General features: G+C 35.5%; 21 protein-coding genes and 6 pseudogenes. 10 read left to right on the forward strand and 17 right to left on the reverse strand.

Annotated elements, in window-relative coordinates; translation table 11 throughout:
- Positions 1–11: 11 nt before the first annotated feature.
- From IGI63_RS14645 to IGI63_RS14670, 6 genes and pseudogenes are all read left to right on the forward strand, one after another.
- Positions 12–371: pseudogene (locus tag IGI63_RS14645) on the forward strand (DDE-type integrase/transposase/recombinase); the annotation flags it as partial.
- Positions 372–851: 480 nt separating this feature from the next.
- Positions 852–1,907, forward strand: a complete 1,056-nt coding sequence (locus tag IGI63_RS14650) for an SIS domain-containing protein (RefSeq protein ID WP_429976099.1) — start codon at positions 852–854, stop codon at positions 1,905–1,907.
- Positions 1,908–1,916: 9 nt separating this feature from the next.
- Positions 1,917–2,330, forward strand: coding sequence for a PTS sugar transporter subunit IIA (locus IGI63_RS14655; RefSeq protein ID WP_429976100.1), 414 nt, complete (start codon positions 1,917–1,919; stop codon positions 2,328–2,330).
- An 11-nt stretch (positions 2,331–2,341) separates the two neighbouring features.
- Entirely contained in the window at positions 2,342–2,800 is a 459-nt protein-coding gene (locus IGI63_RS14660; protein WP_429976101.1) for a PTS sugar transporter subunit IIB, read from the forward strand.
- Positions 2,801–2,820: 20 nt separating this feature from the next.
- Positions 2,821–3,609, forward strand: a complete 789-nt coding sequence (locus IGI63_RS14665; protein ID WP_429976102.1) for a PTS mannose/fructose/sorbose/N-acetylgalactosamine transporter subunit IIC — start codon at positions 2,821–2,823, stop codon at positions 3,607–3,609.
- Positions 3,602–4,420, forward strand: a complete 819-nt coding sequence (locus tag IGI63_RS14670) for a PTS system mannose/fructose/sorbose family transporter subunit IID (RefSeq protein WP_429976103.1) — start codon at positions 3,602–3,604, stop codon at positions 4,418–4,420. Before IGI63_RS14665 ends, IGI63_RS14670 begins: the two co-directional genes overlap by 8 nt.
- Positions 4,421–4,550: 130 nt before the next feature.
- Here IGI63_RS14670 and IGI63_RS14675 read toward each other — a convergent pair.
- The 6 genes and pseudogenes from IGI63_RS14675 to IGI63_RS14700 form a co-directional block, all read right to left on the reverse strand.
- Positions 4,551–5,949: pseudogene (locus tag IGI63_RS14675) on the reverse strand (IS3 family transposase).
- 75 nt (positions 5,950–6,024) lie between these two features.
- Positions 6,025–6,732, reverse strand: coding sequence for a hypothetical protein (locus IGI63_RS14680; RefSeq protein ID WP_429976104.1), 708 nt, complete (start codon positions 6,730–6,732; stop codon positions 6,025–6,027).
- Positions 6,733–6,751: 19 nt separating this feature from the next.
- Positions 6,752–7,495, reverse strand: a complete 744-nt coding sequence (locus IGI63_RS14685; RefSeq protein ID WP_429976105.1) for a hypothetical protein — start codon at positions 7,493–7,495, stop codon at positions 6,752–6,754.
- On the reverse strand, positions 7,387–7,872 hold the full coding sequence (locus IGI63_RS14690) for an HTH domain-containing protein (RefSeq protein ID WP_429976106.1): 486 nt from the start codon (positions 7,870–7,872) through the stop codon (positions 7,387–7,389). Before IGI63_RS14690 ends, IGI63_RS14685 begins: the two co-directional genes overlap by 109 nt.
- A 27-nt stretch (positions 7,873–7,899) precedes the next feature.
- Positions 7,900–8,073, reverse strand: a pseudogene (locus IGI63_RS14695) (response regulator transcription factor); the annotation flags it as partial.
- Between the two features lie 251 nt (positions 8,074–8,324).
- Positions 8,325–8,477: pseudogene (locus IGI63_RS14700) on the reverse strand (uridine kinase); the annotation flags it as partial.
- Between the two features lie 161 nt (positions 8,478–8,638).
- On the opposite strand from IGI63_RS14700, the pseudogene IGI63_RS14705 reads away from it, so the two are divergent.
- Positions 8,639–9,155, forward strand: a pseudogene (locus IGI63_RS14705) (site-specific integrase).
- A gap of 686 nt (positions 9,156–9,841) precedes the next feature.
- Here the strand turns inward: IGI63_RS14705 and IGI63_RS14710 are convergent.
- Positions 9,842–10,270: a hypothetical protein gene (locus IGI63_RS14710; RefSeq protein ID WP_429976107.1), complete on the reverse strand. Its 429-nt coding sequence runs from the start codon at positions 10,268–10,270 to the stop codon at positions 9,842–9,844.
- 259 nt (positions 10,271–10,529) lie between these two features.
- Here IGI63_RS14710 and IGI63_RS14715 point away from each other — a divergent pair, with 259 nt between their 5' ends.
- Positions 10,530–11,147, forward strand: a complete 618-nt coding sequence (locus IGI63_RS14715) for an IS3 family transposase (protein WP_429976108.1) — start codon at positions 10,530–10,532, stop codon at positions 11,145–11,147.
- On the opposite strand, the gene IGI63_RS14720 is transcribed toward IGI63_RS14715, so the two are convergent.
- Together IGI63_RS14720 and IGI63_RS14725 are read right to left on the reverse strand one after the other, a co-directional pair.
- Positions 11,095–11,388 (reverse strand): hypothetical protein, encoded by a 294-nt coding sequence (locus tag IGI63_RS14720; RefSeq protein WP_429976109.1) that lies wholly within the window; start codon positions 11,386–11,388, stop codon positions 11,095–11,097. The genes IGI63_RS14715 and IGI63_RS14720 overlap by 53 nt on opposite strands.
- Before the next feature lie 270 nt (positions 11,389–11,658).
- A complete protein-coding gene (locus IGI63_RS14725; RefSeq protein ID WP_429976110.1) occupies positions 11,659–13,098 on the reverse strand; it encodes a PTS transporter subunit EIIC in 1,440 nt (479 codons plus the stop codon).
- Between the two features lie 190 nt (positions 13,099–13,288).
- Here IGI63_RS14725 and IGI63_RS14730 point away from each other — a divergent pair, with 190 nt between their 5' ends.
- Together IGI63_RS14730 and IGI63_RS14735 are read left to right on the forward strand one after the other, a co-directional pair.
- Positions 13,289–15,007 (forward strand): amylo-alpha-1,6-glucosidase, encoded by a 1,719-nt coding sequence (locus IGI63_RS14730; RefSeq protein ID WP_429976111.1) that lies wholly within the window; start codon positions 13,289–13,291, stop codon positions 15,005–15,007.
- An 85-nt stretch (positions 15,008–15,092) separates the two neighbouring features.
- Positions 15,093–16,363 (forward strand): annotated as a pseudogene (locus tag IGI63_RS14735) (IS3 family transposase).
- A 73-nt stretch (positions 16,364–16,436) separates the two neighbouring features.
- Here the strand turns inward: IGI63_RS14735 and IGI63_RS14740 are convergent.
- From IGI63_RS14740 to IGI63_RS14775, 8 genes are all read right to left on the reverse strand, one after another.
- Positions 16,437–17,141, reverse strand: coding sequence for a GntR family transcriptional regulator (locus IGI63_RS14740; protein ID WP_429976112.1), 705 nt, complete (start codon positions 17,139–17,141; stop codon positions 16,437–16,439).
- Positions 17,142–17,408: 267 nt separating this feature from the next.
- Entirely contained in the window at positions 17,409–17,654 is a 246-nt protein-coding gene (locus IGI63_RS14745; protein ID WP_429976113.1) for a hypothetical protein, read from the reverse strand.
- A 337-nt stretch (positions 17,655–17,991) separates the two neighbouring features.
- Positions 17,992–18,858, reverse strand: coding sequence for an ROK family protein (locus IGI63_RS14750; protein WP_429976114.1), 867 nt, complete (start codon positions 18,856–18,858; stop codon positions 17,992–17,994).
- 10 nt (positions 18,859–18,868) lie between these two features.
- A complete protein-coding gene (locus IGI63_RS14755; RefSeq protein ID WP_429976115.1) occupies positions 18,869–20,239 on the reverse strand; it encodes a glycoside hydrolase family 1 protein in 1,371 nt (456 codons plus the stop codon).
- A gap of 12 nt (positions 20,240–20,251) precedes the next feature.
- Positions 20,252–21,043, reverse strand: coding sequence for a MurR/RpiR family transcriptional regulator (locus tag IGI63_RS14760; protein WP_429976116.1), 792 nt, complete (start codon positions 21,041–21,043; stop codon positions 20,252–20,254).
- A gap of 11 nt (positions 21,044–21,054) precedes the next feature.
- Entirely contained in the window at positions 21,055–23,673 is a 2,619-nt protein-coding gene (locus IGI63_RS14765; RefSeq protein ID WP_429976117.1) for a glycoside hydrolase family 38 C-terminal domain-containing protein, read from the reverse strand.
- A gap of 35 nt (positions 23,674–23,708) precedes the next feature.
- Positions 23,709–24,164 carry a PTS sugar transporter subunit IIA gene (locus IGI63_RS14770; RefSeq protein WP_429976118.1) on the reverse strand — a complete coding sequence of 152 codons (456 nt, stop codon included), beginning with the start codon at positions 24,162–24,164 and terminating at the stop codon, positions 23,709–23,711.
- Positions 24,165–24,192: 28 nt separating this feature from the next.
- A complete protein-coding gene (locus IGI63_RS14775) occupies positions 24,193–25,692 on the reverse strand; it encodes a PTS fructose transporter subunit IIC (protein WP_429976119.1) in 1,500 nt (499 codons plus the stop codon).
- Between the last annotated feature and the right edge of the window lie 53 nt (positions 25,693–25,745).

A 25,745-nucleotide genomic window follows, 5' to 3' on the forward strand; every position in this document is an offset into this window, starting at 1 on the left:
AGAACCTTTAGCTATGTAAAAAGTGTGATACACAAGCGGAGTATGCCTTCCTGAAAAGATTGAAGAAACAATTCGGAGAACCAACCGATAAAGCCCTCTCTATTAGAAGTGCCTTCAAAAAATTACAAAAAGCTGGTCAATAAACTAAGAATAAGCATCGAACAGTGAAGTATCTCAACAACTTGATTGAGCAAGATCATTGTACAAGTAAGCGTCGAAATAAACTCTATCAACATCTTTGGACTGCTTCTGCCACGATTAAAGAGATGGAAGCAATTTGAGGAATATACAAGAAATACTGAAAAGAAGTGACTCTTTTCGGCTTTTCCATCTGTATAGAAATAAAAGTTTTACTGGGTATTCCAAATTAATCGGAGCTTTAGATAAGTCATTCACACTTCTTTTCTTAACTTTGCAACTGAACCCTTCTACTTTGCTCTATAAGCTGAATTTAAAAATCTATTCAAGGCTGCTTAAACAAATCAGCGAACATTGATTGACTCTTTTATTTTTTCAAACTTTGCAACACAATCGTATGACAAATATAAATATCACGGGCAAAAAGAATTTCTTAGACTTCTCGATGGCTAAGATTATAACGAAGAAAGTAGCCAACAACTACGATAATCGCATCTTTTTGAAATTATTTTACTTTAAAGTGATTCATCTTCGCTCCTCCAATCGAATTTTTTTATTTTATCCTAAAATAGGCTTGTTAGAGAATTTTTGTAACAGAAGTAGCCATATCATAATAAGGTTGGTATAAAGATGCACTATAAAAAGTGAAATTTTATATATGGAAACGGTTTAGATAAAAAAGTATACTTTAATCACAGAAAGGAGCAATTTATATGACATTAACAATGCTAGATACTATTACGAGCATCCCTGCTCTAATAAAAGAAAAATTTGAAATGAAGGAGTCTATTAAGAGAACTGCACGATCTATTACTCAAACTAAAGTAAAAGTTATTGCTTCTGGTTCATCCTATAATACAGCTTCTATAGTTAAAAGTTTTGCTGACAAATTCCTTAACATTTCAGTAGATGTTATTTATCCAAATTATTTTACTACTAATTTCACTAAGAACCAATATGAAGAAGACACGCTTTATTTGTTTATCTCACAAAGTGGTAAAACAAAATCAATAATTGATGCAATTAAAATAATTAATAAAATGGGCGGAACTACTTTATCGATTACCGAAAAATTAAATTCTCCAATTGGAAAACTTTCACATATCAATCTTGAAATTGGTAGCAAAAATGAGCCATTTATTTATCGAACATCCGGGGTTTCCTTAACGTTGCTGACTTTATATCTATTTTTTATTTATTTAGCAGAAAATTTAGCCACTATTACACCAAATAAATCACTAAAGTATATAGCAGACTTAGAAAGATATCCGGAAAAGATATCTGATGTTGTTAAATTGGCTTTTGAAGAATACGATAAGTATAAGTCACCATTGAGTAATAGCGAAGCAATTTTCTTCGCTGGAGGCAGTGAACTTTGGGCAGTGGCACAAGAAGCTGATATTAAATTTATGGAAATGATTCCAATAATTTCAAATAGTTTTGAAATTGAGGAAATTATTCATGGTCCTCAAAATTGCTTTACTAGTAAAATAAGCTTTTTCTTTTTAAGTAATAATAAAGCAGATTTTGAAAAAGCTCTTAAAATTGATTCTTTTGTTAGAAAAGAAGTTGGTTCTTTCAGTAAAGTTCTAGCACCATATAATTATGAAAATGTAACGAAAATTGGAGATAAAACTGCTGTTTTTGATTCTTTACTTTATTTAAGTTTTTTTCAAGTGTTAAGTTATCTATTTTCGCAAGATCAAAATCGTGATTTAAGTAAAAGAATTTATCCAAGTATAGATATGTATATTAATAAGACAGTGTAGGTGAATTAAATGAATTATGTTTTAATCAGCCATGGAAGACTTGCAAGTGGATTACTTGCAGCGGTCGAGATAATATTGGGAAAACGTAACAATGTTTATGCTATTGACATGTATCTTGATGATCAAACAATTGAAGAGAAAGTAAATTATATTTTCACTACCACTAATCTAAATGAGAGAAATACCATTATTCTTACTGATATTTTTGGTGGTAGCGTAAATCAAAAAGTTATAAAAATGTTTGACTTAGAGAAAATAAAGGTATTAACTGGAATGAATCTTCCACTAGTCTTAGAACTTTTAATACTATCTGATGATCAGATTACCGATGAAAAGTTGCGAGTTATTGTAACTGAAGCACGTAAACAAGTTGATTACGTAAACGATTTAATATTTGACCAAACGTTTAATGATGATTTTTAGGAGGGAGAAACATGATTCAATTAATCAGAATAGATGATCGCTTATTACATGGGCAAGTGGCTTATAATTGGAAAGCTTATTTAGGTTATGAAGCCATAGTTATTGTTAGTGATTCAGCATCCAGTGATGATATGCGCAAGATGGCGCTAAAAATGGCTAAACCAGAAAATGTTAAACTAGCAATTCGTACAACGGAGAATGCTATTAAGCTTTTAAATAACGAAAAACTGAAAAAATTAAATGTCTTTGTCGTCACAGATACTATTGAAAGTGCAAAGAAATTATTCGATGGGATTTCTGAAAGACCATTATTAAACATTGGCGGGATTCAAAAAGCAGATAATAAAGAACCAATAACATCATATGCTTATGTTACAGAGGAAGATAAAGGAGTACTGAATAATTTAAAACAGTCTGGAATCAAGATTGAATTTCGTTTAGTTCCATCAGATAAACCTAAAACTTATTAGTTCGAAAGGAAGTAATTATAATGATCAATGCTTTACTAGTAGGTCTGGTAGTTTCATTAGTTTGGTTTTTCGAGAAGATGGGAGGTACACCAATGATTAATCGACCAATCATTATATGTACACTCGTAGGTTTAGTTCTTGGAAATCTCAAATCTGGTATTATGATTGGAGCTAGCTTGGAATTAATATTCATGGGTGCTATACAGGTAGGTGCAGCAGTTCCTCCAGATGTTTTAGTAGGTGCAAGTTTAGGTGCAGCCTTTGCTATAATCACAGGAAAAGGATCTGAAGTTGCTTTAACATTAGCATTGCCAATTGCAATTTTAGCACAGTCATTAAAAGTTATTATATTTATTGTTCGCAGTTGGTTTATGAATTTTGCCGTTTCACTTGCTAAAAAGGCAAATATTAAAGGCATGTTTGCTTTAAATATGTTTGGTTTATTCCTTCAGTGCTTAATGTATTTTATCGTAGTCTTTGTTGCAATCTTATTTGGTTCTTCTGTTGTAGAATCATTCGTGAATAATATTCCACAAACAATCATGAATGGTCTACAAGTTTCCGGAAATCTTCTTCCTGCAGTCGGATTTGCCTTATTACTTCAACCGATGATGAGAGGAAAAAATCTACTGTATTTTATTCTAGGATTTATCATGATTTCATATGGAAAGTTACCAATTTTAGCAGTAACAATTTTTGGTATTGTGCTTGCTTTCATTATTGTTTTTGAAGTCGATGGAAAATCTAACAATTCTACTGCTAATGTAAATACAAAAGAACAAGAATTGGAGGAGTTATTTGATGACTAAACAAAAATACACAAAAGATGAAAAGAAATTTTTCAGAGAAATGTTTTGGTATTCATTTGTTTTAGAGAACGCATACAACTATGAACGGCAACAAGCATTAGGGTTTGCTATAGGTATGTGGCCTGCCATTAAACGTTTCTATAAGTCAAAAGATGAGCAAGCAGATGCCCTTACACGTCATATGCAAATTTTTAACACTACACCGCATCTTGTTACAATGATTACTGGTGTAACCGCAGCGTTAGAAAAAGAAGCTAGTGAAAATCCAAAGTTTGATATGGATACAATCAATAATATTAAAGTGAGTTTAATGGGTCCCTTAGCAGGAATTGGCGATTCATTTTTTTGGGGGACAATTCGAATTATCGCAGTAGCAATAGCACTACCATTAGCTAAAGAAGGTAGTTTTTTAGGACCACTTTTATTTATAGTAGCATTTAATATTCCGCATTTATTATTGCGATACTACGGTGGAGTGTTTGGGTATTCAATTGGAACGTCCATTCTAACTAATCTTTCTGAATCAAATCTGTTTGCAAAACTGTCGAAAGCCGCTACAATAGTGGGATTGATGGTAATAGGTGCGATGAGTGCACAGATGGTACAATTAAGTACTAAGGTTTCTTTTAAATTTGGTAGTACAACCTTTAAGTTACAAGATTATATTGATCAAATTTTCCCTCTGTTATTACCACTACTATACACATTATTTATGTTTTGGTTGCTCAAATCAAAGAAAAAAAGCGCTATGTTTCTTCTGGGAGTGACAATAATATTTGGTTTATTTGGTTCTTTATTTGGAATTTTTTAATCTTGTATATTATTGTTATAATGAGTTTGGAATATGAATTCAATCTAAAAAAAGCACAATTCATAAAAATGAATGTAGTGAGACCCGAAAGTTAGACCGAATACCGACTGGAGAAATCTGGTCGGTATTTTTATGCGACGAACCGTTCACGGAATTGAACAGGACTGCACCCTAGTTTTGTCTTTATTCGTTGATCATTATAATAATCAATCCATTCCTCAATTGCTTGTTCTAGTTCTTCGAAACTAGAATAAATAATGCCATGGTAGGTTTCTTGTTTTAGTAAACCAAAGAAATTCTCCATAGGAGAATTATCAAAACAATTTCCTTTTCGAGACATGCTTTGAAAAATCTGGTGACTGGTTAATTGTTTTTTGTACTGCTTCATTTGGTACCTCCAACCTTGATCGGAATGAAAAGTGCGACGATATGGACAATCTTGCGTTTTATTAATGGCTTCTTTTTGTGCCTCAAGAATTGCTTTGACATTCAGCTGTTTAGAAATACGGTAAGACAAGATTTCACCATTAAATAAATCAAGAAAAGGATCCAAATAGAGTTTTTTTATTTGAATATTCCCACTTTGATTACGTTCATAATACTTAAATTCAGAGGTATCTGTTGTTAGCTTTTGATGGGGTACTGAAGTGTAGAAACGACGATGTAGACGTTTTTTTTGCTATATCCAACGCTTCCTTTGTAGGAATTATATTTTCTTGATTTACGAATAAATTTTGTGACTTTTAAGCCAAGTTTACGCATAAGACGACGAATTTTTTCTGGTTTACGTTCAATCGTTCAATCCTTGTTCTTTTAAAGCTAATTGAATACGGTGATAGCCATAGTTTCCTTTGTTTTCGTCAAAAATTTTCTTAATCAGGGATTCTAATTTTTGATTGGGATTTTTTCGCTCAAATCGCTTTTGCCAATACATATAAGTCGCTTTAGGAAATTTGGTTGCTTCCAGTAATACCGTTAATCGGAATTTTTTTTTGAGTTTTTGGATGATTCGGGTGTCTCGTTCTTGAGTCGTTCCGGGATATTCATTCCTAAAGTGCGGAGCTTTTTTATGAAGGCTAGTTCCGCCCGCAATAGTTCATTCTCATGTTCTAATTCTTGTTCACGTGTCCGTATTTTTTTCGCCTGAACGGGTTTCTTTTTCTTTGACATAGAAGGTCTTCCTTTCTGTTTTGGTGAAAGCCTTCTATGCCTGTTTCTAAAAATTTCTGGTTCCAAGCCAGGACTAAGGTATCATTTGGCAGACCATATTTCAATGCGACAGTCAGATAAGAGTCACCACTCGTTAAATAATAGTGTATGACATCCTATTTGAATTTGGAAGAGTAATGTTGGTAATTTACCCTTCGATGAAATACATTAAATCCAAATTTTTCGACTATTTTAACCCATTTACGAACAGTCGAAAGTGAAGCAATATCAAATTGATTCGTTAGTGTTCGATAACCTCCTGCTTCATTTTGATAAGCTTCTACTACTTGTTTTTTGAATACATAATCGTACTTTACCAATTTAAATACGCCCACAAAGTTAGATTTTTTAATCTAACTTTAGGGGCGCACTACAGAAATTAATTTTGTGCTTTTTTAACGTAAAGTTTCCAAAAGAACTTTAGGCGTTGGGGTTTCATGTAATTTTTGTATGGAATCTGGATTATTAATCAGATTGGAAAAAGCATTACATAGTAAATTTAAGTCACTATCCCCATCTTTTTTAGTTTTTATAAGGAATAACAATTTAATTACTGTTTTTTTCCAAAGAATTGGCTTGGTCAAGATAATAACTAAACAGATTCTCTTATCCACTATTTTATAAAGGTCTTGTATATGGACAATCCCATTACCAACCTCTTGATAAGAAAGTTCATAGTATTTTCCCTTTTTTAAATAGTTATTTACTTCTAAATGCCTAATAATCTCTAAGGTCACTTTCTTTTTTGTAGATGCATTTATAATTAAAATACTATTCATTGAAATATATTTTTTAAAAATATTTTCTTTATCATTTAAATTTTCTAAGTAATAGTTTAAGCGTTGTAAAGTGGTTTTATTGAAATTTGAAATAACTTTTTTGTTTGAGTACTTTATTGGTAGTTGTCCGTTTACTAAAAGCACATCAAACTCCATCTCCTTTTCTGGATAGCTTTTAATAAAGCGGTATTCATATTTTTCTTTATTCAAGTTAATAGATAAATAATTATCTAAAAATATCCTTTCTGAACGATTATTTCCAAGATAAATTAGAATCATTTTCTTCTTAGTGATATATTTAGATAGCATTGCTTGAAAATACAAAATAAAAAAACCGTATTCATCAATTGGGATTTTTTCTGGTTAATTTTCTTTCTATAATTTGAATAGCAGTAATCGTTATTTTTGCTGCAAAGAGATAGTCTCTAAAGAATTGAAAGACCAGCGGATTCTGAATGAACAAATCATAGTTAACTCTTTTGACAAGTTGAATTGTGTGCAGTTTGATAGCTTTAAGAACAGAGTATTCTTCAGAAAAATCAATATCAAAATTTATATATATTTCAGCAACTATTTCACGAATAGTATTCTCAATGTCTGTATATTTAGAAGTAGAGTGAATAATTATTTTTTTGCTAGATATATGTCGAAATAGATAATAGATAGAATAATCATGAATATCGTAAGAATTAAACAGATGAGATGTTTTTATGAGAATATCTTTAGCCAACTGAAAATCAGATTCATTTTCTTTATTTTTGAAATAGGGCATACTTTCATCTTCGTTTTTTCTTGTATAAATAATAATCACTTCAATAGCCAAGTCATTTATTGAGTCATCCGAAAAAGAAGTTTGATAATTATCAGCAACTTGGCGAATTATTCTCTCAATATATTTAATTAAAATAGCTTCGCGTCTGTATACAGCTTGATTGTAATTTGAAATATAGCTTAGAAAACTGTGAAAGAAAAAATTACTTATTGCAAGTCTATAGTAATATTCATCTCCGATAATTTTAACTCCGTAATTAGGAGTATGAGTAATTTTAAGTTTATATTCCCATAATAGTGTTCTAACTTTAACCATATCTTTTTTAAACTTGATATACTAATGAATAATTCATCCGCAAGCTGCTCATATAGAATTGGTCGTTTGAGTAATAGCAAACGTTGTATTAAATAAGCAATTCGATCATAATTATTAAGAATTAAATCTTTATTACGCGATAATGCAAAACCTTCATTATTAAAAGGATACTTTTGACTAAGATAATATCCTTTTGCTGGTTTCGAAGTTAATATCTCTTCATTTTTATTAATTATATCTTTTAAATGAGATAAATCTTTTTTTATAGTTCTTTTTGAAACAGACAAATAATTAGCTGCTTCTTCTGAAGTGACAAAATCATTCTGTTGCAAATAATCTAAAAGTAATAATTCTCTATTCGAAAAATGATATTCCATAAATTATTTTCCTCCACTACAATATATTTATAGTTTACCCGTAGTTGTAATAATGATAATAGGGTTATCTATATTAGAATCCCTTAAAAAGTTTAAAATCGATAAACCATCTTTATCAGGTAAATTTAAATCTAATAAAATAGTATTATATGTATTTACATAAGCTTTTTCTTCTCCAACCAAACCAGAAAAAAACAAGTCTACTACAAACTTTTTTCATTCTAAGCCTTTTTGTACAGATAATGCCAATTTTTGATTGTCTTCAATAATTAATATTCTCATCTGTCACGTTCCTTTCCAAATCGCCGACACGGATCAATAGTTATCTCATAAGATACTACACCAAAGAATGACTTGTCTATTCTTAATTTTTTAATGCGAAAATAAAATAACAAAATCCAGCAATTGTTTTTAAAATTCCAAAAACAATTGCTGGATTTTGTTACTTATACCTATTTATCATCATGTAAGATACTAGCAACTTTTGCTGTGATCAAATCAATCGCTACATGATTTTCGCCATCTTCTGGAACGATAACGTCTGCATAATGCTTCGCAGATTAAATAAACTGATGGTATATTGGTTTTAACACAGTCAGAAACTGAAAGGTTTTGACTTTTTATTTTTAATAATGAAAAAGCATATTGTGTGCGCCACAACCTCGTTGTGTCATATTCGAGAAAATCACGCCAAACGAGGTGATTCTTAGTCTCCGTACATTTTTCTAAGGAGTCTTTTCTTTATAACTGCTTTGAATATGATTTAATGTATGGTGTAACAGGTATAAATCATAGTAGAAAAAGAGGGATATTTTTAAAAATTGTCGAGCCGATTCGAGACAAAAAAGATCGTTGCCATGCAAGCAATGTTATCGGTCGGGCAAATGGGCCAAAGAGATGGTCTTATTTTTTCCGTTGGAATTAATCCTGTCTATCGAATTTCTGATTTACGCCGACTAAAATTATCAGATGTTCTCACTATCTCCCCTAGACGAGTGATTGCAAAAGATTGATTAGCGATGAAAGAACAAAAAACCGCGAAGCATATTTTAATTATCCTCTCTAACAACTTGAGAAAACGAATCCTTGACTATACGACAGAAATGTTCCCGACATATCTTTCAGCGCACGGGTTTAACCATTACTTATTTCCGAGCCAAAAAGGTAGTAGCCAATGGATTGGCCTTAAAAATATAGAAAGTCATTCCATGCGTAAAACGTTGCGCTATATTGGTATCACGCAAGAGGATAAAGACACAGCTGTCATGAGTTTGGATCTGTAAGTTTTTAAGACAATTTTAGCAGAAAGAGATAGATAGTCCTTTAAAAAAATCACGAAGAATGATGTGTATGTTGAGATCCGGTAATAATTATTAAAAACTTTCACTAATTTCACTAGTAAGATTTTTATCCCTATAAACGTTCGAATAACTTCATCGAACTATGTGAACAGCTTTAACGGCCATCAAGAACATGGAAACCATTCGATGAATCTACATGAAAAGCCGAAAAGAGGAAAATCTCTTCGGCGGTAAAGGTCAAGATATCATGATAGAGTCCTTGACCTCGTTCTGCTCTACTTAAAGCTGCATTAACGGGTTTACTATCTTTATCTTTAATCTGATTCTTTTGCCAAAGAAACGATAAGGACTAACCCATCGAATTTAAGAGGTGTTCCTTGATCATTCTTTAGACTCCATTTATTTTTAGATAGTACTTCAACATCGACATCTTTATCACCGTTATAAGTATTCTCATAAGGGTCAGTTAATCTCACGTTCCCTTTAACGGCTGGCCCAAGTTTCCCATCGGACCCTGGATTATTTCCTCCTGTAAAATCGTAAGAGGTTGGAATGATAAGCTCTCAATTATCTACTGGAATAGGGGTATCACCAGAATCGTAGGTCACATTATCAATTCCTGTAAAGATATCATTTGAGTTTACCTTCCAAGTTGGAGAAACCGTTTCTTACGTTCCTCCGGGACGTTGTGTCACTAATCGTATTTCTTGATTATCCTGAGTAGTAATTCCTTTAACTTCCCACTTCCCTTGAGCATCCACTTGGGTCTGCCCTTTGGTTTCCCAAGGTACAATGACATTCGTTCTAATTTCCATCCGAAGTTGATCATCCGCTTGTCCCGTTCCACTAAAGGTAGCTTCTCTCTGAGCGGAAATCGTTTGATTGGTTTGCTTAGGCGAAATCAAGCGCGGGATGCTGGGTTCAAGTGGAGAAAAGGGTTGAGTTTTTGCAATGAAGGTGTCATCTTGTGGAAATTGAGCGACAATTCGAAATTGAGCCGTATTGATTAAGTCAATATTTTTCATCAGCCATTTTCCAATATCTGATACAGTCGTTGTCCCATTTTTAACTGGCTTCCATGTTTGTGTTGCCGACACATAGGTTGCATGTATACTAATAAAGTAGACAGATTTTCTGCTATACTATCAATTAAATAGACACTCATTTAGAAAGGATTTTTTATTTTATTATGGTAGACAAACGAAAAATACCTCGTAAATTTGATGAAGAGTTTAGACAATCCATCGTTAAACTCTATTAAAGCGGCAAATCTCAGAATGCTCTTGCTACTGAATATGGGTATTACCGTATCCCCTATTGCTCGTTGGGTAAAGCAATATTCAGAAGTGAAAATTGATGATGGGACGATCCTTACGGCTCGACAAATTCAACAATTACAAAAAAGAAATACTCAACTGGAGGAAGAAAATCTCATCTAAAAAAAGCGATTGCCATATTCACGCCCCGCTCCACGAACGACTAGAGGCTATTCATATCCTTCGTTATGAACATACCGTTGTTACTTTATGCAGAGTTCTTAAAGTCAATCGTTCCACTTACTACAAATATTTTTCAGATAAGGTTGCCCCTAGAACATTAGAAAATCAACAAATCCGAAAAAATATTTTAGAGATTTATACGACCTCTCAGAAACGAGTAGGTCCAGCAAAAATTCAACGAATGCTTTCTCATGACTATGGCTTACACATCAGTATTGGTCGAGTGTATCGACTAATGAAAATGATGAATTTACCTAAAATGACTACCTCTAAACTTGTTTTTAAACGATCAAAAAACCAGGTTTCTTTAGAAAGACCCAATTATTTAAAACAAGCGTTCAATCCATCAGCACCTAATCAAGTTTGGACAAGTGACTTTTCCTATATTCCCATAGGGAATAAATCCTTTGTTTATCTTTGTATCATTCTTGACTTACTTTCCAGAATTGAAAAAATCCTGCAACCGCTATTATAGTGATTCCTCCTACAAGTTTCCAATCCACTTTAAAAGATCCATTTTCAATTTGCTCAACAATATCATTATACACTGGACTAGGTAATGGTGAATCAAAAAATGGTTTATTATAAATTTCAACTTCTAGCTGAAATTTTGAAGACATCTCATAGTCCCCACTTTTAGTTCCCAATAATCCATCTCTTACAGAAACACCGACTGCTATTGCACCATTTTCTACTTTTGGACCTAATTCATTCAATAAAGTTTCTAAATCTTTATTTTCACCTTTCAGGCAAGACGCATATTCTCATATGGAATCAGAAATTTCTTCAAAGTATGGCTTAAGCTCAACCTTCTTATATTTAACAAATACTGATATCCCATATTTTTCTTCTGAAATTTCCCATTCCATATGAGAAGTTAAATATATTGCCATTTTCTTTACACTGCTTCTCTAGTTATGCTTTGCATATAGAACTTTCTTTCTGTTCCATGAATAGTAGCTTTCTTTTTAGGTTTTCAATTTTTATCAAATGCTAATCTCTGTTTCAGAGGTAGTTCCTTTTTTGAAAACTTTCGTTCTTGATAAGGTCAATGTTAATCCCACTGTAATCACGAATGTAATTAGATAGCCTATGAAATAAGATGGCCAATATTCAGGAAATACGGATAAGAAAGAGAAAATACCACCCACACCAACAGAAGTTGCTTTCACTCCTTGGAAAGATAAGAAGGCACTCCCTGCAGCACTTCCGATCATGACCGCGATAAATGGGTAGCGATACCTCAGATTCACACCGTAAATCGCAGGTTCTGTAATACCTAGTAAAGCAGAAATTGTGGAAGTCACAGCGATACCACGCATCTTTTTATCATTCTTTAAGATAAAGAACATAGTCATACAAGCAATAGCCTGTGCCATTGTTACCGTTTCCCCGATAGGCCATAAAGTAACATAACCCAGCGATCCGGCCATTTGGAGATTAACGCCTAAGAATAGATGATGCATCCCAGTTATGACTAATGGAGGGGAAATGAATCCATAAATGGCACCTGCAAGTGTCGGAGCAACATCAAACAATTTTACGATACCATCAGTAATTAGATTCGCACCCGCCATTGTAACAGGACCTATAAAAGCAAAAGTAATAATACCAGTAATCAACAGTGACAAAGGCGAAACTAAAACTAATTGGACAGTATCAGGAATCCATTGTTTCAGCTTTATTTCTAACTTGGATAAAATGAAGGCAGCACATAAAACCGGTATAACTTGTCCTTGATAGCCAACCTGCGCGATCTGAAAACCTAAGATATTCCAGTATTCGGCAGCTCCAGGATTTGCTGCATAATCATATGCGGACAGCAAGGATGGATTAACCATTACTAAACCAAAGACAATCCCTAAAACAGGATTTCCACCGAATTTTTTCGCTGCCGACCACCCGATTAGAGCAGGCAAAAAGGTGAACGACGTATTGGCGATCACATTAATGATTCCAGAGATTCCTGCCCAAGCTGGATAAGCCTCCAAGACAGATTTTGCAAAGAAAATTCCCGGATTAGAAAGCATATTGTTTAGACCCAACAATAAACCAGATGCAACAATTGCAGGCAAGATAGGGATGAAAATATCTGCTAACAAGCGAATCCCCCGTTGTAAAAGGTTATTGTCTTTTGAAGTCAATTCCTTAACTTCTTCTTTAGAGACTTCAGATGCACCTGTTTGGTGCATAAATTCTTTATAAACTTTTTCGACTAATCCTGGACCGATCACGATTTGATATTGGCCGCTTGCAAGAAAACTACCTTTGACAATTTCCAAGCTCTCTAGTTTCTTTACTTCCACTTTTTCCTGATCCTTCAGAACCAGTCTTAATCTAGTGACGCAGTGAGTCGCTGTTTGAATGTTTTCCTTACCACCGACATATTGAATAATTGAAGTAACATCTTCACCCATATTATCCATTTCTATTCCCCCTTGAAAACATTTTGATTAACTTGTAAGAACAAGTTAAATATACAATGAACAAATTCCAATTGCAAGCCTTTTCAAAAAAGAAATAAAAACGTCTTTAAAGTGTTGACTTAATAGTATTTTATTTGTATCATTAAATAACCAACTTGTATGAACGTGAAAACAAAGGAGCTCGGAACTTATGGACATCAAAGATACTCCGTTCAGTTATTTCAAGTCTTATATGTCAATTGTCACGGAAAAAGATAATGACAATATAGAAGATAGCTTGTGGTTGAAGTCTCTACGCGGAAAAGCAAAACATCAAATGAAATCGATCGAAATCATTCCTATTGTTGATGGTAAAAAGTCGTCGTACCGTATTCATGCGGACTACTCAAAAATTGACATCTCAGTAACAAACGGTGGTTCTATAACGATCGCATTTGAATCAGATAAAAGAATCATTATTGAAGGAACAAATTGTGATCTAAAGTTGGATACCCATCCTAAATATAACTTCGAATACAACTATCTACTGAGCAGGAATGAACAAGTTTATTGTATTGTAAACAGCTATAAGAATTACACAAAATATCTTGTTTATCCTATCACTGGACAAATGAACTTAGAACAAACCCTCTCGATTGATTCCGCTGGATCGATGAACGACTCGACCAATGAGTCTTATATCATCATCAAGCAAAACAAGGAAGGAAGATTTACTGTTGTCCTAGAGGATGTTCCAACAAACGGAGCTATTCCAACGGAAGCAAATGTGTCTATTCAACAAGCAATCGACAGTACTAAAGCTTCTTTCAACCGTTTTTGTCAAAACCTTCCTTCAATACCAGAAGAGTTCCAAGAAACACAAAAAGCTGCAGCCTATGTATTATGGTCTTCCACGGTAAAAAGCGAAGGTAATTTGAAACGAACAACAGTATACTCTTCAAATAAGAACTTTCCAGGAGCGTGGAGCTGGGATCATTGTTTCATTGCTCTCGGGTTAGCCCAGATTAATAAGGAACTTGCTTTAGATCAGATGTTTACAATATTAGATCATCAAGATGATTTAGGTCAGTTACCCGGCTCTGTAAGTGATTCTAGTATCCGCTGGAATTTCTCAAAACCGCCTGTCCACGGCTTCTTTTTTCAGAAACTTCGCCCACATCTCTTCTTTACAGAAGAGCAAACTAAGGAAATCTATACAAAACTGGAAAAGCAGGTCATGTTCTACTTAGGATACAAAGATTCTAATCAAGATGGCATCTGTGAGTATCATCATGGAAATGATTCCGGTCAAGACAATAGTACCGTCTTTCGTAAACCAGTGATTATCGATTCACCTGATTTAACAGCCTTTTTGATCAAAGAAATGGAGTTTCTTTCAGAAATTTCTCGCGATTTGCATAATGATGAACATGCTGTTTATTGGGAAAATCAAGCTTTCGAGCTGCAAGAACGTTTCAATAACTATTTTTTAGTAAATGATTTGCCTACAGCAAAAGAAACTTTAACTGGAGGAGAAATTCACTCTCATAGTTTGCTACCCATGGTATCAATTATTCTAGGAAATAGATTACCCGATAAAACCATTCAACTTTTACTAAAAAGATTATCCAGTCCTGACTATCTGACCGAATGGGGCGTTGCAACAGAGTCATTAAATAGCTCAGAATATCAAGAAGATGCCTATTGGCGTGGTGCTATATGGGGTCCCACTACCCTTTTAATAGTTGAAGGGCTGGAAGATATCGGCGAGACGTTACTTGCAAAAGAAATCGCTAAAAAATATTGCCGCTTAGCTAAAATGAGTGGTTTTCCAGAGAATTTTAATGCTAAAACAGGAGCACCGCTTAGAGACAAGTCTTTCTCTTGGACTGCTGCTGTATTCTTACATTTATCTACTAAAATTTTTTGATTAAAAGAGAAACAGACTTCAGTATGGAAGTGAGCCGACCCCCAAAAGTTAGACATAGAAATCTAACTTTTGGAGGTTTTTTTGTATGGCAAAATACAGTTTTGAATTTAAACTTAAACTTGTTCATGACTACTTATCTGGTCAAGGAGGTCTAAGATTTCTCGCAAAGAAGTATGGGGTTAAAAATAATTCTCAAATAAGCAAATGGATTAATGCCTATAAAGAACTTGGTGAAGATAGACTACTTCGCAGTCGAAAAAGTAAGAATTACTCTGTTCAATTTAAGCTAGATGCGATAGAGTTGTCCTATCAAGAAGTAGCTAATCTTCTAAAAATGAACAATCCATCATTGATTGGAAAGTGGCTTAGAACGTATCAGAAGTTTGGTATAGAGGGACTCTCTAAACAGAAAGGACGTCCACCTACCATGTCTAAAAAGAAACGAAATGAACTCCAAGCATTACCAAGTAAACTATCTTAAGTAGAGAAACTAGAAAAAGAAAATAGAATGTTAAAAATTGAGAATGCTTATTTAAAAGAATCGAGGAGACTGCGTTTAGAGGACGAACAAAAAATGAACGAATCGCACGAATCATTCACAGTCTCCGAAGACACTTTCGATTAAAAGATATCAACATTATGACTATAGAAGGATGACTCAAGAATTGAAACGACGTGGATATCAAGTAAATAAAAAGAAAGTGCAGCGATTAATGCAAAAGCTACAGTTACAAGTTAAAGCATTTACTAGGAAATCTAGAAAATATAATTCCTATAAAGGAACCGTTGGTAAAATCGCTAAAAATTTGATTCGTCGCCGATTCAAAACCTCTGTTCCTCATCAAAAAATCACGACGGATACAAATGAAATTAAGTGCTTTGAAGCAGATAACGTAGACATCTTTCGTCAGAAAAAACTATATTTAGATCCATTTATGGATATGGTATAATAGTGAAATTCTAAGATACAGCCTTTCTACTCAACCAAACGGTAAAACGATTATGACTGGTTTAAAAGAAGCAATTTCTCAAACAAATGATTGTCCCTATCGGCGCACCTTTCACTCTGATCAAGGCTGAGTTTATCAAATGAATGGCTATATATAAACATTAAAGGACAACAATATCTTTCAAAGTATGTCTCGAAAAGGAACCTGTTTAGATAATTCTCCTATGGAGAATTTCTTCAGTATCCTAAAACAAGAAGTGTACTATGGAAAAATCTATCAAAGTCAAAATGAATTAAGAGAAGCAATTGAGAACTACATTTATTATTACAATCATCACCGAATTAAGGAAAAACTTAACTGGAAAAGCCCAGTAGAATTTCGACAATTCAATCAAAAAACTGCATAAAAAATAGAGTGGAAAAATCCACTCTATAAAAAGTCTAACTTTTTGGGGTCACTACAAAGTCTGTTTCTCTTTATTAATCCGAATAGACAAAATAAGCAGGATTATGACGGGATTCTGTAAACTCAAACATAATTCCTTCCCCGTTGTAAGTTCGATTCACTACAACCACAACACAATCGTACTCCTCTAACTCAAGCAAATCCGAATCCAACTTCGTAGCCTTTTCAACAAATATCGTTCGCTTTGTGACGCCAATTGTTTGTTTCAGCTCTTCTTTGAGATAATTATAAATTGATGCCTCGGAAATCCTTTTCGTCAATCCCACCGCTATATCCTGTCTAAAATAGCTACGATGTAGAATCACTGGTTTTTCGTCCATATAGCGAACACGTTCTACATAATAAATAGGTGTATTTATAGGAAATGTCGTCAATTTACTTATTTCTTCATTGATATATAATTCAGAAAAGACATTCACAAATTTTTTCAAAGCTACTTCATCCTCTTCAAGTGCTTCGTCAAATTGCCCAATGCCATGATAAATAAAGTTCGGATGTTCAACTTCAGGGGGAAAAATGACTCGTACACCTTTTCCATGAATCGGTTGGATAACCCCCTCTGTAGCAAGAATCGATAATGCATTACGCAATGTATTTCTTGAACAATGGTACGTTTTAGTCAATTCATTTTCAGAAGGAAGAAACTCATTTTGTGGATATTTACCACTCTGGATATTTTCTTTGATGTCTTGATAAATCAATTTGTATTTTGGAATCATTTTTTTACTCCAATCTTTAGTTGTTCATACATGTTCATTTTAATACTGAACATGTACAAATACAATTCCAATTTTAAAATTTATTTAAAAAGGAAAAAATAATAAAGAAAAATTGTCTAAAAAAGGAGGAATTTAGCGCCATTTAAATCTAAAAGCGACATCCAAGTATAGCACGAAAAATCAAATAGGTCAAAAACTTTAAAAGTTTTTGACCTATTTGATTGAGATAATATGTCTAAAAATTTATTAACTTAATCTGAATTTACTTTATTTTTTATTCAAATGAGTTATAGGATATGGTTTACCAAAACTATCTACTTCACCTTCTGATTCAATTTCAAAATCATAAGTTAAATAAAAATTTTTCGCATAATCATTTTGTGTATTGACATCGATTCTTTTAATGCTTTCATTTTCTGCTAAATCAAGCAGTATTTTACTACCATACCCCTTACCTATGAATTCAGGATAAAGAAATAACTTAACTAATTCATCATTATTTATACCACTCAATCCAATTACTTTATTGTCATCTTCCCATAAATATAGACTAATATAATCTAAATTTTCTAGAATAATTTTTTATAAAATCAAAATCATCTTTAGACAAAAGTGGATATTTTTAAGTGGGACTCTCTTGCACTCATTGGAGTCATTTCAATGCAATACTCAACACTCCAAATATTTACTTAAAGGCGCCTATAAAAACTTAATTTTGTTACAATATCTAAGTTTTATTTAAGATATAGATACTGTTAAACCAAGGTTTTGATTTTAGAAATTCTTGGCACTTTGACTATTTCAAGAGTTTTTATAGGTGTCTTTAATTACAGGGACCACATTTTTCAATTTATTCAGCCATACTTATTTTTTTAAAATGTAATGCTGCGCCGATTAAGTTAGCATCATTATTAAATCTGCAGCATTTGATTGCGGGCATTATTGCTTCTATGCCTTCCTTTTTAAGGGAGTTAAACAGACGTGTGGAAAGCTCCGCCGCCAAATCGGGACGCCTAGAGATTCCGCCACCCAAGACGATTAATTCTGGATCAAATATCACTTGGATATTATAGAGATTATTGGCCATGATTTGATACATCTCGTCCAGCAATTTTGTAGCGATCAGATCACCATTTTCTTTTAATGCGAACAGTTCTTTTCCTTCAACCTGCGTTCTGGTTTGCTCCGAATAGAAGTTTGCGGCTTTGACTAAGGTGCCGTTCAAGCTAAAGGTTTCGGTGTTCTGACTCTTCAGCAGACCAACTTCTCCACCGAAAAGATGGCTTCCTTTATACAATTCTCGTTTAACAAAAAGTGCTCCGCCTACTCCTGTTCCTAAGACAACAAAAGCGACGTTTTGCGCATCTTTTCCGACGCCCAGTCTAACTTCTGCGATGCCTGCACAATTGGCGTCATTCTCGATCGTTACTGGTAGATTGAAGTAGTGTTCAAGCTCATCGAAAATTGGGCGTTGATGAATGTACTCGACCGCGCTGATACCCAAAATTTGTTTTTTAACTTGGTCTACCGCACCCGGCGAGCTGATTGCGATACCTTCGATAGACCGATTGTAGGCGCCGATCACCTGCTTAAACTTTTCGAGTAATTTTTCAAATGTATCAGGTGTTGGGAAAGCGGAAACCTCACTTAGTGATTGCTTTTCCCAAACGCCATGTTTTACTGAAGTTCCTCCAATATCAAATACCGCTAAACTCATCTATCATCACCTAAAATCCATTATTTTGACTAACTGTTTTAAACCATTTACCGCTCTTTTTCACTGATCGCTCCAATGTTTCCAAGTCCAATCTGTAGAAGCCATAGCGATTGCGGTAGCCGTTCAGCCAAGACCAGCAATCGATAAATGTCCAGGCATGATAGCCAAAACAATTGCTTCCTTCAAGAATTCCTTGATGCAAACAGCTTAGATGTTCTTCCATAAAAGCAATTCGATAATCGTCTTCTATTTCTCCTAAAGCATTCATAAAGCGCTCCTCATCAGCAACGCCCATGCCGTTTTCACTCACAAACCAAGGAATATTGTGATAATCGTCCTTCATCATGATTGAGACATCGTAAAGCGCTTCGGGATAGATTTCCCATCCACGATAAGGATTGATTTTCTTGTTCGGCCAATCATAGGCCGTATAAAAATCAACAGGCATTTGTGCTGGGCGATTCGCTGATTGCGGTGCCTGAACCCGTCTAGGCTGATAGTAATTTAGTCCAATAAAATCCACTAAATTTTCTGCGATCAGATCTTTGTCTCCAGCGTTTACTTCTGGCAGCAAATCATTTTCCGCTAAAAGTGTTTTCAGGTCTTCGGGAATCGAACCTAAAACCGCTGGGTTTAAAAAGCTCCGTGTATTCAATAAATCTGACCGATACGAAGCCAATAAATCGGCTTTTGCCTCACTTTTAGGATACGTAGGTGAAATATTTAAGATAATTCCGATTTCTCCCGTTTCCGATACTGCTCTAAAGGCTTTTACCGCCGCTTTATGAGCAAGCAAGGTATGATATCCCACCTGAACCGCGCGTTGAAGATCAACGACCGCGGGATAATGATACTGATAGAGATAACCGCATTCGACATGCACCATCGGTTCGTTGAAGGTCGTCCATTTTTTGACTAAATCGCTAAATAATTCAAAGCACGTTTTAGCGTAGAAAGCAAACGCTTCAATAGAGTTTCGACTTTCCCATCCACCTTGATCCATCAGCCACATTGGCATATCAAAGTGAAAAAGATTAATGATTGGCTCCACTCCATGAGCACTCATAGCAGAGAAATAATCGCGATAAAAGTCAACTGCTACGGGGTTTATCGTCTTTCCATCCGGTAGTAATCGCGCCCAAGATATAGAGGTTCTAAGTGAATTCAGACCAATATCTTCCATCCGTTGACAATCAGTTAAATAGTGATCATACATGCCAGACTTGATTGCGGGTCCTTGATTTTGATTGAACTTCTCAGGGGATTTCTGGAACCAATGATCCCATGTTGTTGCTGACTTTCCAAAAGTTAAACTTTGACCTTCGGTTTGAGGTGCGGACATAGCTGCTCCCCACAGAAAATTTTTAGGGAAATACTTCATAATGACTCCTTTTTATCTGTGTAATATTTTTTCAGATGCCATCCATTGTGGCACGGAATCTGAATATAGATGAATATACCGTTCATATACCATATCCAACTGGATCAGGATTGGAATTTGCGGAGAAACATTTCCTAGCGCTTCTTCTCTGGTAAAGCTCGCAGCAATCAAAACCACGTCTGCATGAGAAACTAACTGCGAGTAACGATTCGACGTAATCAACAAAACCGAAACGTTTCGTTCCTTTGCGATTTTAATTGCTGCCATTAATTCTTCATCATCTCCGCGCAAACTAGAAACGACGATCAACTCATCTTCATTGGCAAAATGGGCCGACATCAGAATGGAGTTTTCATCTGTAATAACGCGAACATATTTGCCGACTCGCGAAAACTTGAACTGGAAGTCTGCTCCGGCATAGGAATTGAACCCTTTTCCCCAAAAATGAATGATTTTATGCTGGTGCAGCAGATCGCAAAAGGCATCCACTACCTCTTGCGAATAGTTGCTGTCACTTCTTGTCGCCAGCGAATGGTACGCCGCGGTTATTTTTGATGACACGGATAAGGTTGATTCCTCGATATCTAAAGAAAGCTTATAGAGGAAAATCAGTTCCTTGTAATTATTTAGTTCGATTTTTTTACAAAATCTGGTAATCGATGATTTCGAAACAGCTAAATGCTTTGATAACCTATCAATCGTCATAGGCGCTTGCTTACTCAATAGATAATCTGCTATCACCTGCTCAACAGATGTAAAGTTCAAACGACAGGACTCAATTAGAATAAAAAGATCTTCTTGCATATGATTTCTCCTCAATCGACAATATGGATCGTCTTTATTTCTCCCGGTTTAAAAGTTCCTAGAGGAATAATAACATTTTTTTTCATTGAAGAAATAGCGTTTCCTTTCAGATCGACAAAAGTATAGTTCATTTCGTGTAACCCTCGCAGTGTTCCGCCTTCAACTTCTCGGCCAAAATCAGGATTGTAGACTCGAACGTCAAAACCAGGCCCATTCGCCGTTTTTACTAAGGAACTAAAAACAAGGGTGCTGCTGTCAAATTCGATTCCTGTTGTTGCGGTCACTTTATTTTTCAGCGGATTTGAGACAAAATATTTAAGCGTCGTTGTAAAACGATTCAGCTCCTGAATCTGATAAAATGGACTGCTGATTGCATAGTCCAAGTAATCCTTCGCAAGCTGTGCTGGTTGATAATCGTTATCCAACTGAAGTGCGAATTTAAAGGTCATTTTTTTATGCAATTGACTATCTGGTGTTGGAATATATTTGAACTCATTTCCTGAAGCTACACCCGGACGTCTAATCAGATCGGGCCGACCTAGATAGCCCACGGAACGGAACAACGTTAACGCCATCGTTTGAAAATTCTCTCCAACAAATTGATATTCCTTCATTCCTTTACTGAAAACTGTCCAGCTAGAGTTCTCAGCATGACTATTCACATATGTTAGCATGGGGAAAATCGCTGTGGGTTCTTCTCGCCATCCTAATTCTTTCCAGTCATTAATATGGCGATCTTCCACAGCTCGCTTAATCGTGCCAAAAGGCGTATCGGTAAAGGAAAAATTATTCGTATGTGGCGTATTGATCAACACTCTCATTCGGTGGTCGTCCGCCTGATTTTCAAGTACCAAATGGCATTGAATCTGCCGACTATTCTTCATTAGTTCAATCGTCAACTGATAAGGAATTGCCTGTGTTCTTTTTTTTGCTTCTCGCTCCTGTAAATCTTTAGCGACCTGCCATTCTCCGACAAAAGTTAACTTCGACAGTAATGGGTTTTGGCTTGCTTCACAACTGGATCCTTTTAAATCCAAGCGATAAAGATGATCCGAGTAAGGAGGAGAATAGTCATAGGTATCGCCTTCATCGCCGCTATCTTCGAAGGATAAAAAGTTCTTAAAGTTTTTTCCGGCTTTTCGGTCCACTAAAGACAATTCACCCGCCTGAAAAATAAGCCGATAATAGTCGTTTTCGATTGAATCAATTGCAATTTTTTGTGCGGCTTCTTCCATTCGGGGAAAATATTTCACTACTTGATAAGTGAGAAAACTCAAGGCAGGAATCTCAGTTTCCAGCAGTAATTCGTGCACGTAATAGAAGCTCGCAGGATTTTCATCCTGTTTCTCTCGCCGAATCGAACCGCAGAACTCTTTTCTCGTCTTCACTAATTCAAAAGGAACCGCGCATCCATTCATTTCAAGCGATATGCCCGCAAAAGGAGTAGATACTTCACACTTTATTACTTTTTTGTTTTTCCATGGCAAGGTATTGAAAACAACCAGTTCACCTTCTGCCAGATCCATTCGTGACTCGGCGATTTTTCTCGTCAGATAATCTATTAACGCGTAAGATAGCTGATCCGCCTCAACAAAACGCTCCATAATAATCTGATTGGTTTTATCACTATTGCAACCACCAGCGGAATCATGCGCCTGATTTTTATTCAACAGCTTCCAAATTCGATCAAGAAGCCCTTTTTTATAAGGAATCCCGCACTTTTCTGCCATCGCCATTAAAGGCTCCGCTTGATAGATCATTCTCCGTTCGACTTTGTCGTTCAAATACTTATGATCGTAGCGGGAAGAGTATATCGATCTATGAATTTTAGACACCGAGCTTGAAATAAACTCTCCACCCACCGTTGGGAGCTCCTGACCTTTGATTGCTTCAAAAAAAACCTCATAATTGCTTTCAACGAGTTCGACATCTTTTAATTCTTGATTGTATTGTTCCATCCGTTCACGTAAATTAAAATCGATATACCGCTGATCGCCGCCTACGGGTAAAACTAACTCGGTGCCAGTTGCTCCTTCGGAAATCGTATCGATCAAGGATTCTGCATCATCCGAGTAAATTAGACCGACTCCTATAAAATAGCCATTTTTTATATTCGATGTTAACACACTGGAACCATCCTCTGCTCTCCAATAAAATTCACGCTTGATCGTAACTTCATTCGGAACGCCTCGCCAGAAAACAGCTTGCTGAATGCCGAATCCGTTATAGATTTTCGGCATGTCCTTGCTTTGACCAAAAGAATCGGGCAAATAACCGATGTTCATATATCCGCCCAATGACTCCGCCAGCTCCATTCCTATATTCAAGTTTCGAACGATCGACTCGCCTCGCACGATCAGCTCATCGGTTTGCGTATACCACGGACCAATGGCCAACTTTCCGCTTTTTACTAGCTGCGACAAACGCCCTTTTTGCTCTGGAAAACTCGTTAAATAACCATCCAAAATACTCATCTGTCCGTCTAACAAATAGTAGTCGATCTGCTCTTCTTCTAATGCCTGCATCACCTCATCTAAATGGTAAGCCAGCTGAACAAAGGATTCATTGGTGGTGAAATACCATTCAAAATCCCAATGCGTGTGATGTATTACATGAACTCTTTTTTTCATAAATGTCATCCTACTCGTAAATTATTGTTTCCTATTTATTTAAAATCGATTTGATCAATGATATCAGCCAACGCATCCGGATCGTTCTGTTGCAAGACATCGTCCCTAAAGTCCTTGGCGATCAGCTTTCTTGCGATCAAGCTTAGCAGTTTTAAGTGTTCGGTCGCTCCCTCTTCCGGTATCGTCAAACCGAAGGCAACTTTTACCGGCTTATTATCAAGTGCGTTCCAAGGAATTGCATGAGCAAATTTGACTAAAAATAACCCCGGCTTCTTATTGGTACTGCTTTTGCAATGAGGGATTGCGATATGATCTTTAAAGCCGGTTGTCGCTTCGTTTTCACGATTTTTTAACCCTCTAAAATATGTTTGTTCATCCGTTACAAATCCTAATTCATACGCAAATTTAGCGATACTTTTGAAGGCTTCCTCCTGTGTGGTTGATGTTTCATCAAAGAAAATATGTTCACGATTAAATACCTCTGTATTCATTTTTTCTACCGTCCTATTCGTTTACTATTTACATCATTTCATCTTGTTCAATTGCAATATCTTCGACAACATCATTTCGTGTAAATCCAATTAGCAGAGCTGTTATTAAAATACCAGTACTTACGCACAATATCCATGTAATAAAAGGAATTGGTTGCTCAATATACCCAATAAAGGTTCCTAACGGTGATCCGATCCCCCCGTAAAACTTGCACCCTGTTGCAGCTACTAATCCGCCGGCAACTGCTGAACCTACCACATTAGAGAAAATCATTCTGATTGGATCAGCCGCTACGAAAGGAATCGCGCCTTCTGTGACACCTACTATACCCATTCCAAAGGCAGCACTAGCCGCGATCTTCTCATTTTTAGAGAATTTCTTTTTAAATAGGATCGTTGCTAACCAAACACCTAGTGGTGCAACAGAAATTGCTGCTTGTGTAGCTGTTCCTGGAACGAAATTAGCACCGTTGATTCCATATTTAGTCATAGTATCTGTAAAAATCGCGGTTCCAAATATTAGCGCTGTTTTGTTTATCGGTCCACCTAGGTCAAAGCCTATCATCGCTCCGCAGATCGCTCCAATTAAAACCGGTGCTCCGGCATAGTTATTGTTCAAGTTCGTTAGTCCTTGATACATCGCATCCATTCCGATTGCTATTGGATCTCCAATAATATAAAGAACGATCAATGTAATGATTGCTGTTGCAATGAACGGAATGATCATGATTGGCACGATTGGAACTAATAATCTGGGCCATTTTATTTTTTTCAGCCCCTTAACTAGATAACCAACAATAAATGCTACGATGATCGCGCCAATAAAACCACCACCAGCTTTTGTATTTAAAAACTCAGGGTCATTCACAAGGTATGCTCCAATCATTGCGGGTGCAATGGCTGGCTTGTCAGCAATAGAATTCGCTACAAAACCTGCAAATAATGGAATCATCAGTTTGAACCCAGTTTGCCCGACATAGAATAGTTTAGACATTAAAAAACCCATATGCGTTTTGTTATCAAAACCCCACTTAACGATTCTACCCAAATCATCTCTTTGGAAAGCGTATAAATTGGCAATCGTTAAAAGCAGACCTGCGGCAATAACCATAGGAACCATATAAGAAATCCCACTCATAATGTGCGTGAAGAAGTTTATCTTCTCTTTATTGCTACCGATTTGAATCTTTCCTACCTTTGAACCCTTTTTTCCGAAAACTTGTGCTCTTTCAAAAGCCTCTTCAATCAACGTTTCTGAGTCTTCAATCGCCGGAATGGATTTTGTAACATAAAGCGGCTTTCCCGTGAAACGTATCGGGTCGATTTTGATATCAGATGCAACAATCACTAAATCAGCCTGTTCAATATCTTCAGCCGTCAGAACGTTTTCCGCTCCAATCGCGCCATTCGTCTCGACCTTAATCCCATAGCCCATGCTTCTAGCAGCCTGTTCAAGTGATTCCGCTGCCATGTACGTATGCGCAATACCCGCCGCACAAGCTGTGACAGCAACAATGTTTCTCTCCATTTTCTTGTACCCCCAGTTATTTATTTTCTATTATGAATATTAACTTAATAGCA

It is taken from the genome of Enterococcus sp. DIV0086 (assembly GCF_050498705.1).
Taxonomy (GTDB): domain Bacteria; phylum Bacillota; class Bacilli; order Lactobacillales; family Enterococcaceae; genus Enterococcus; species Enterococcus faecalis.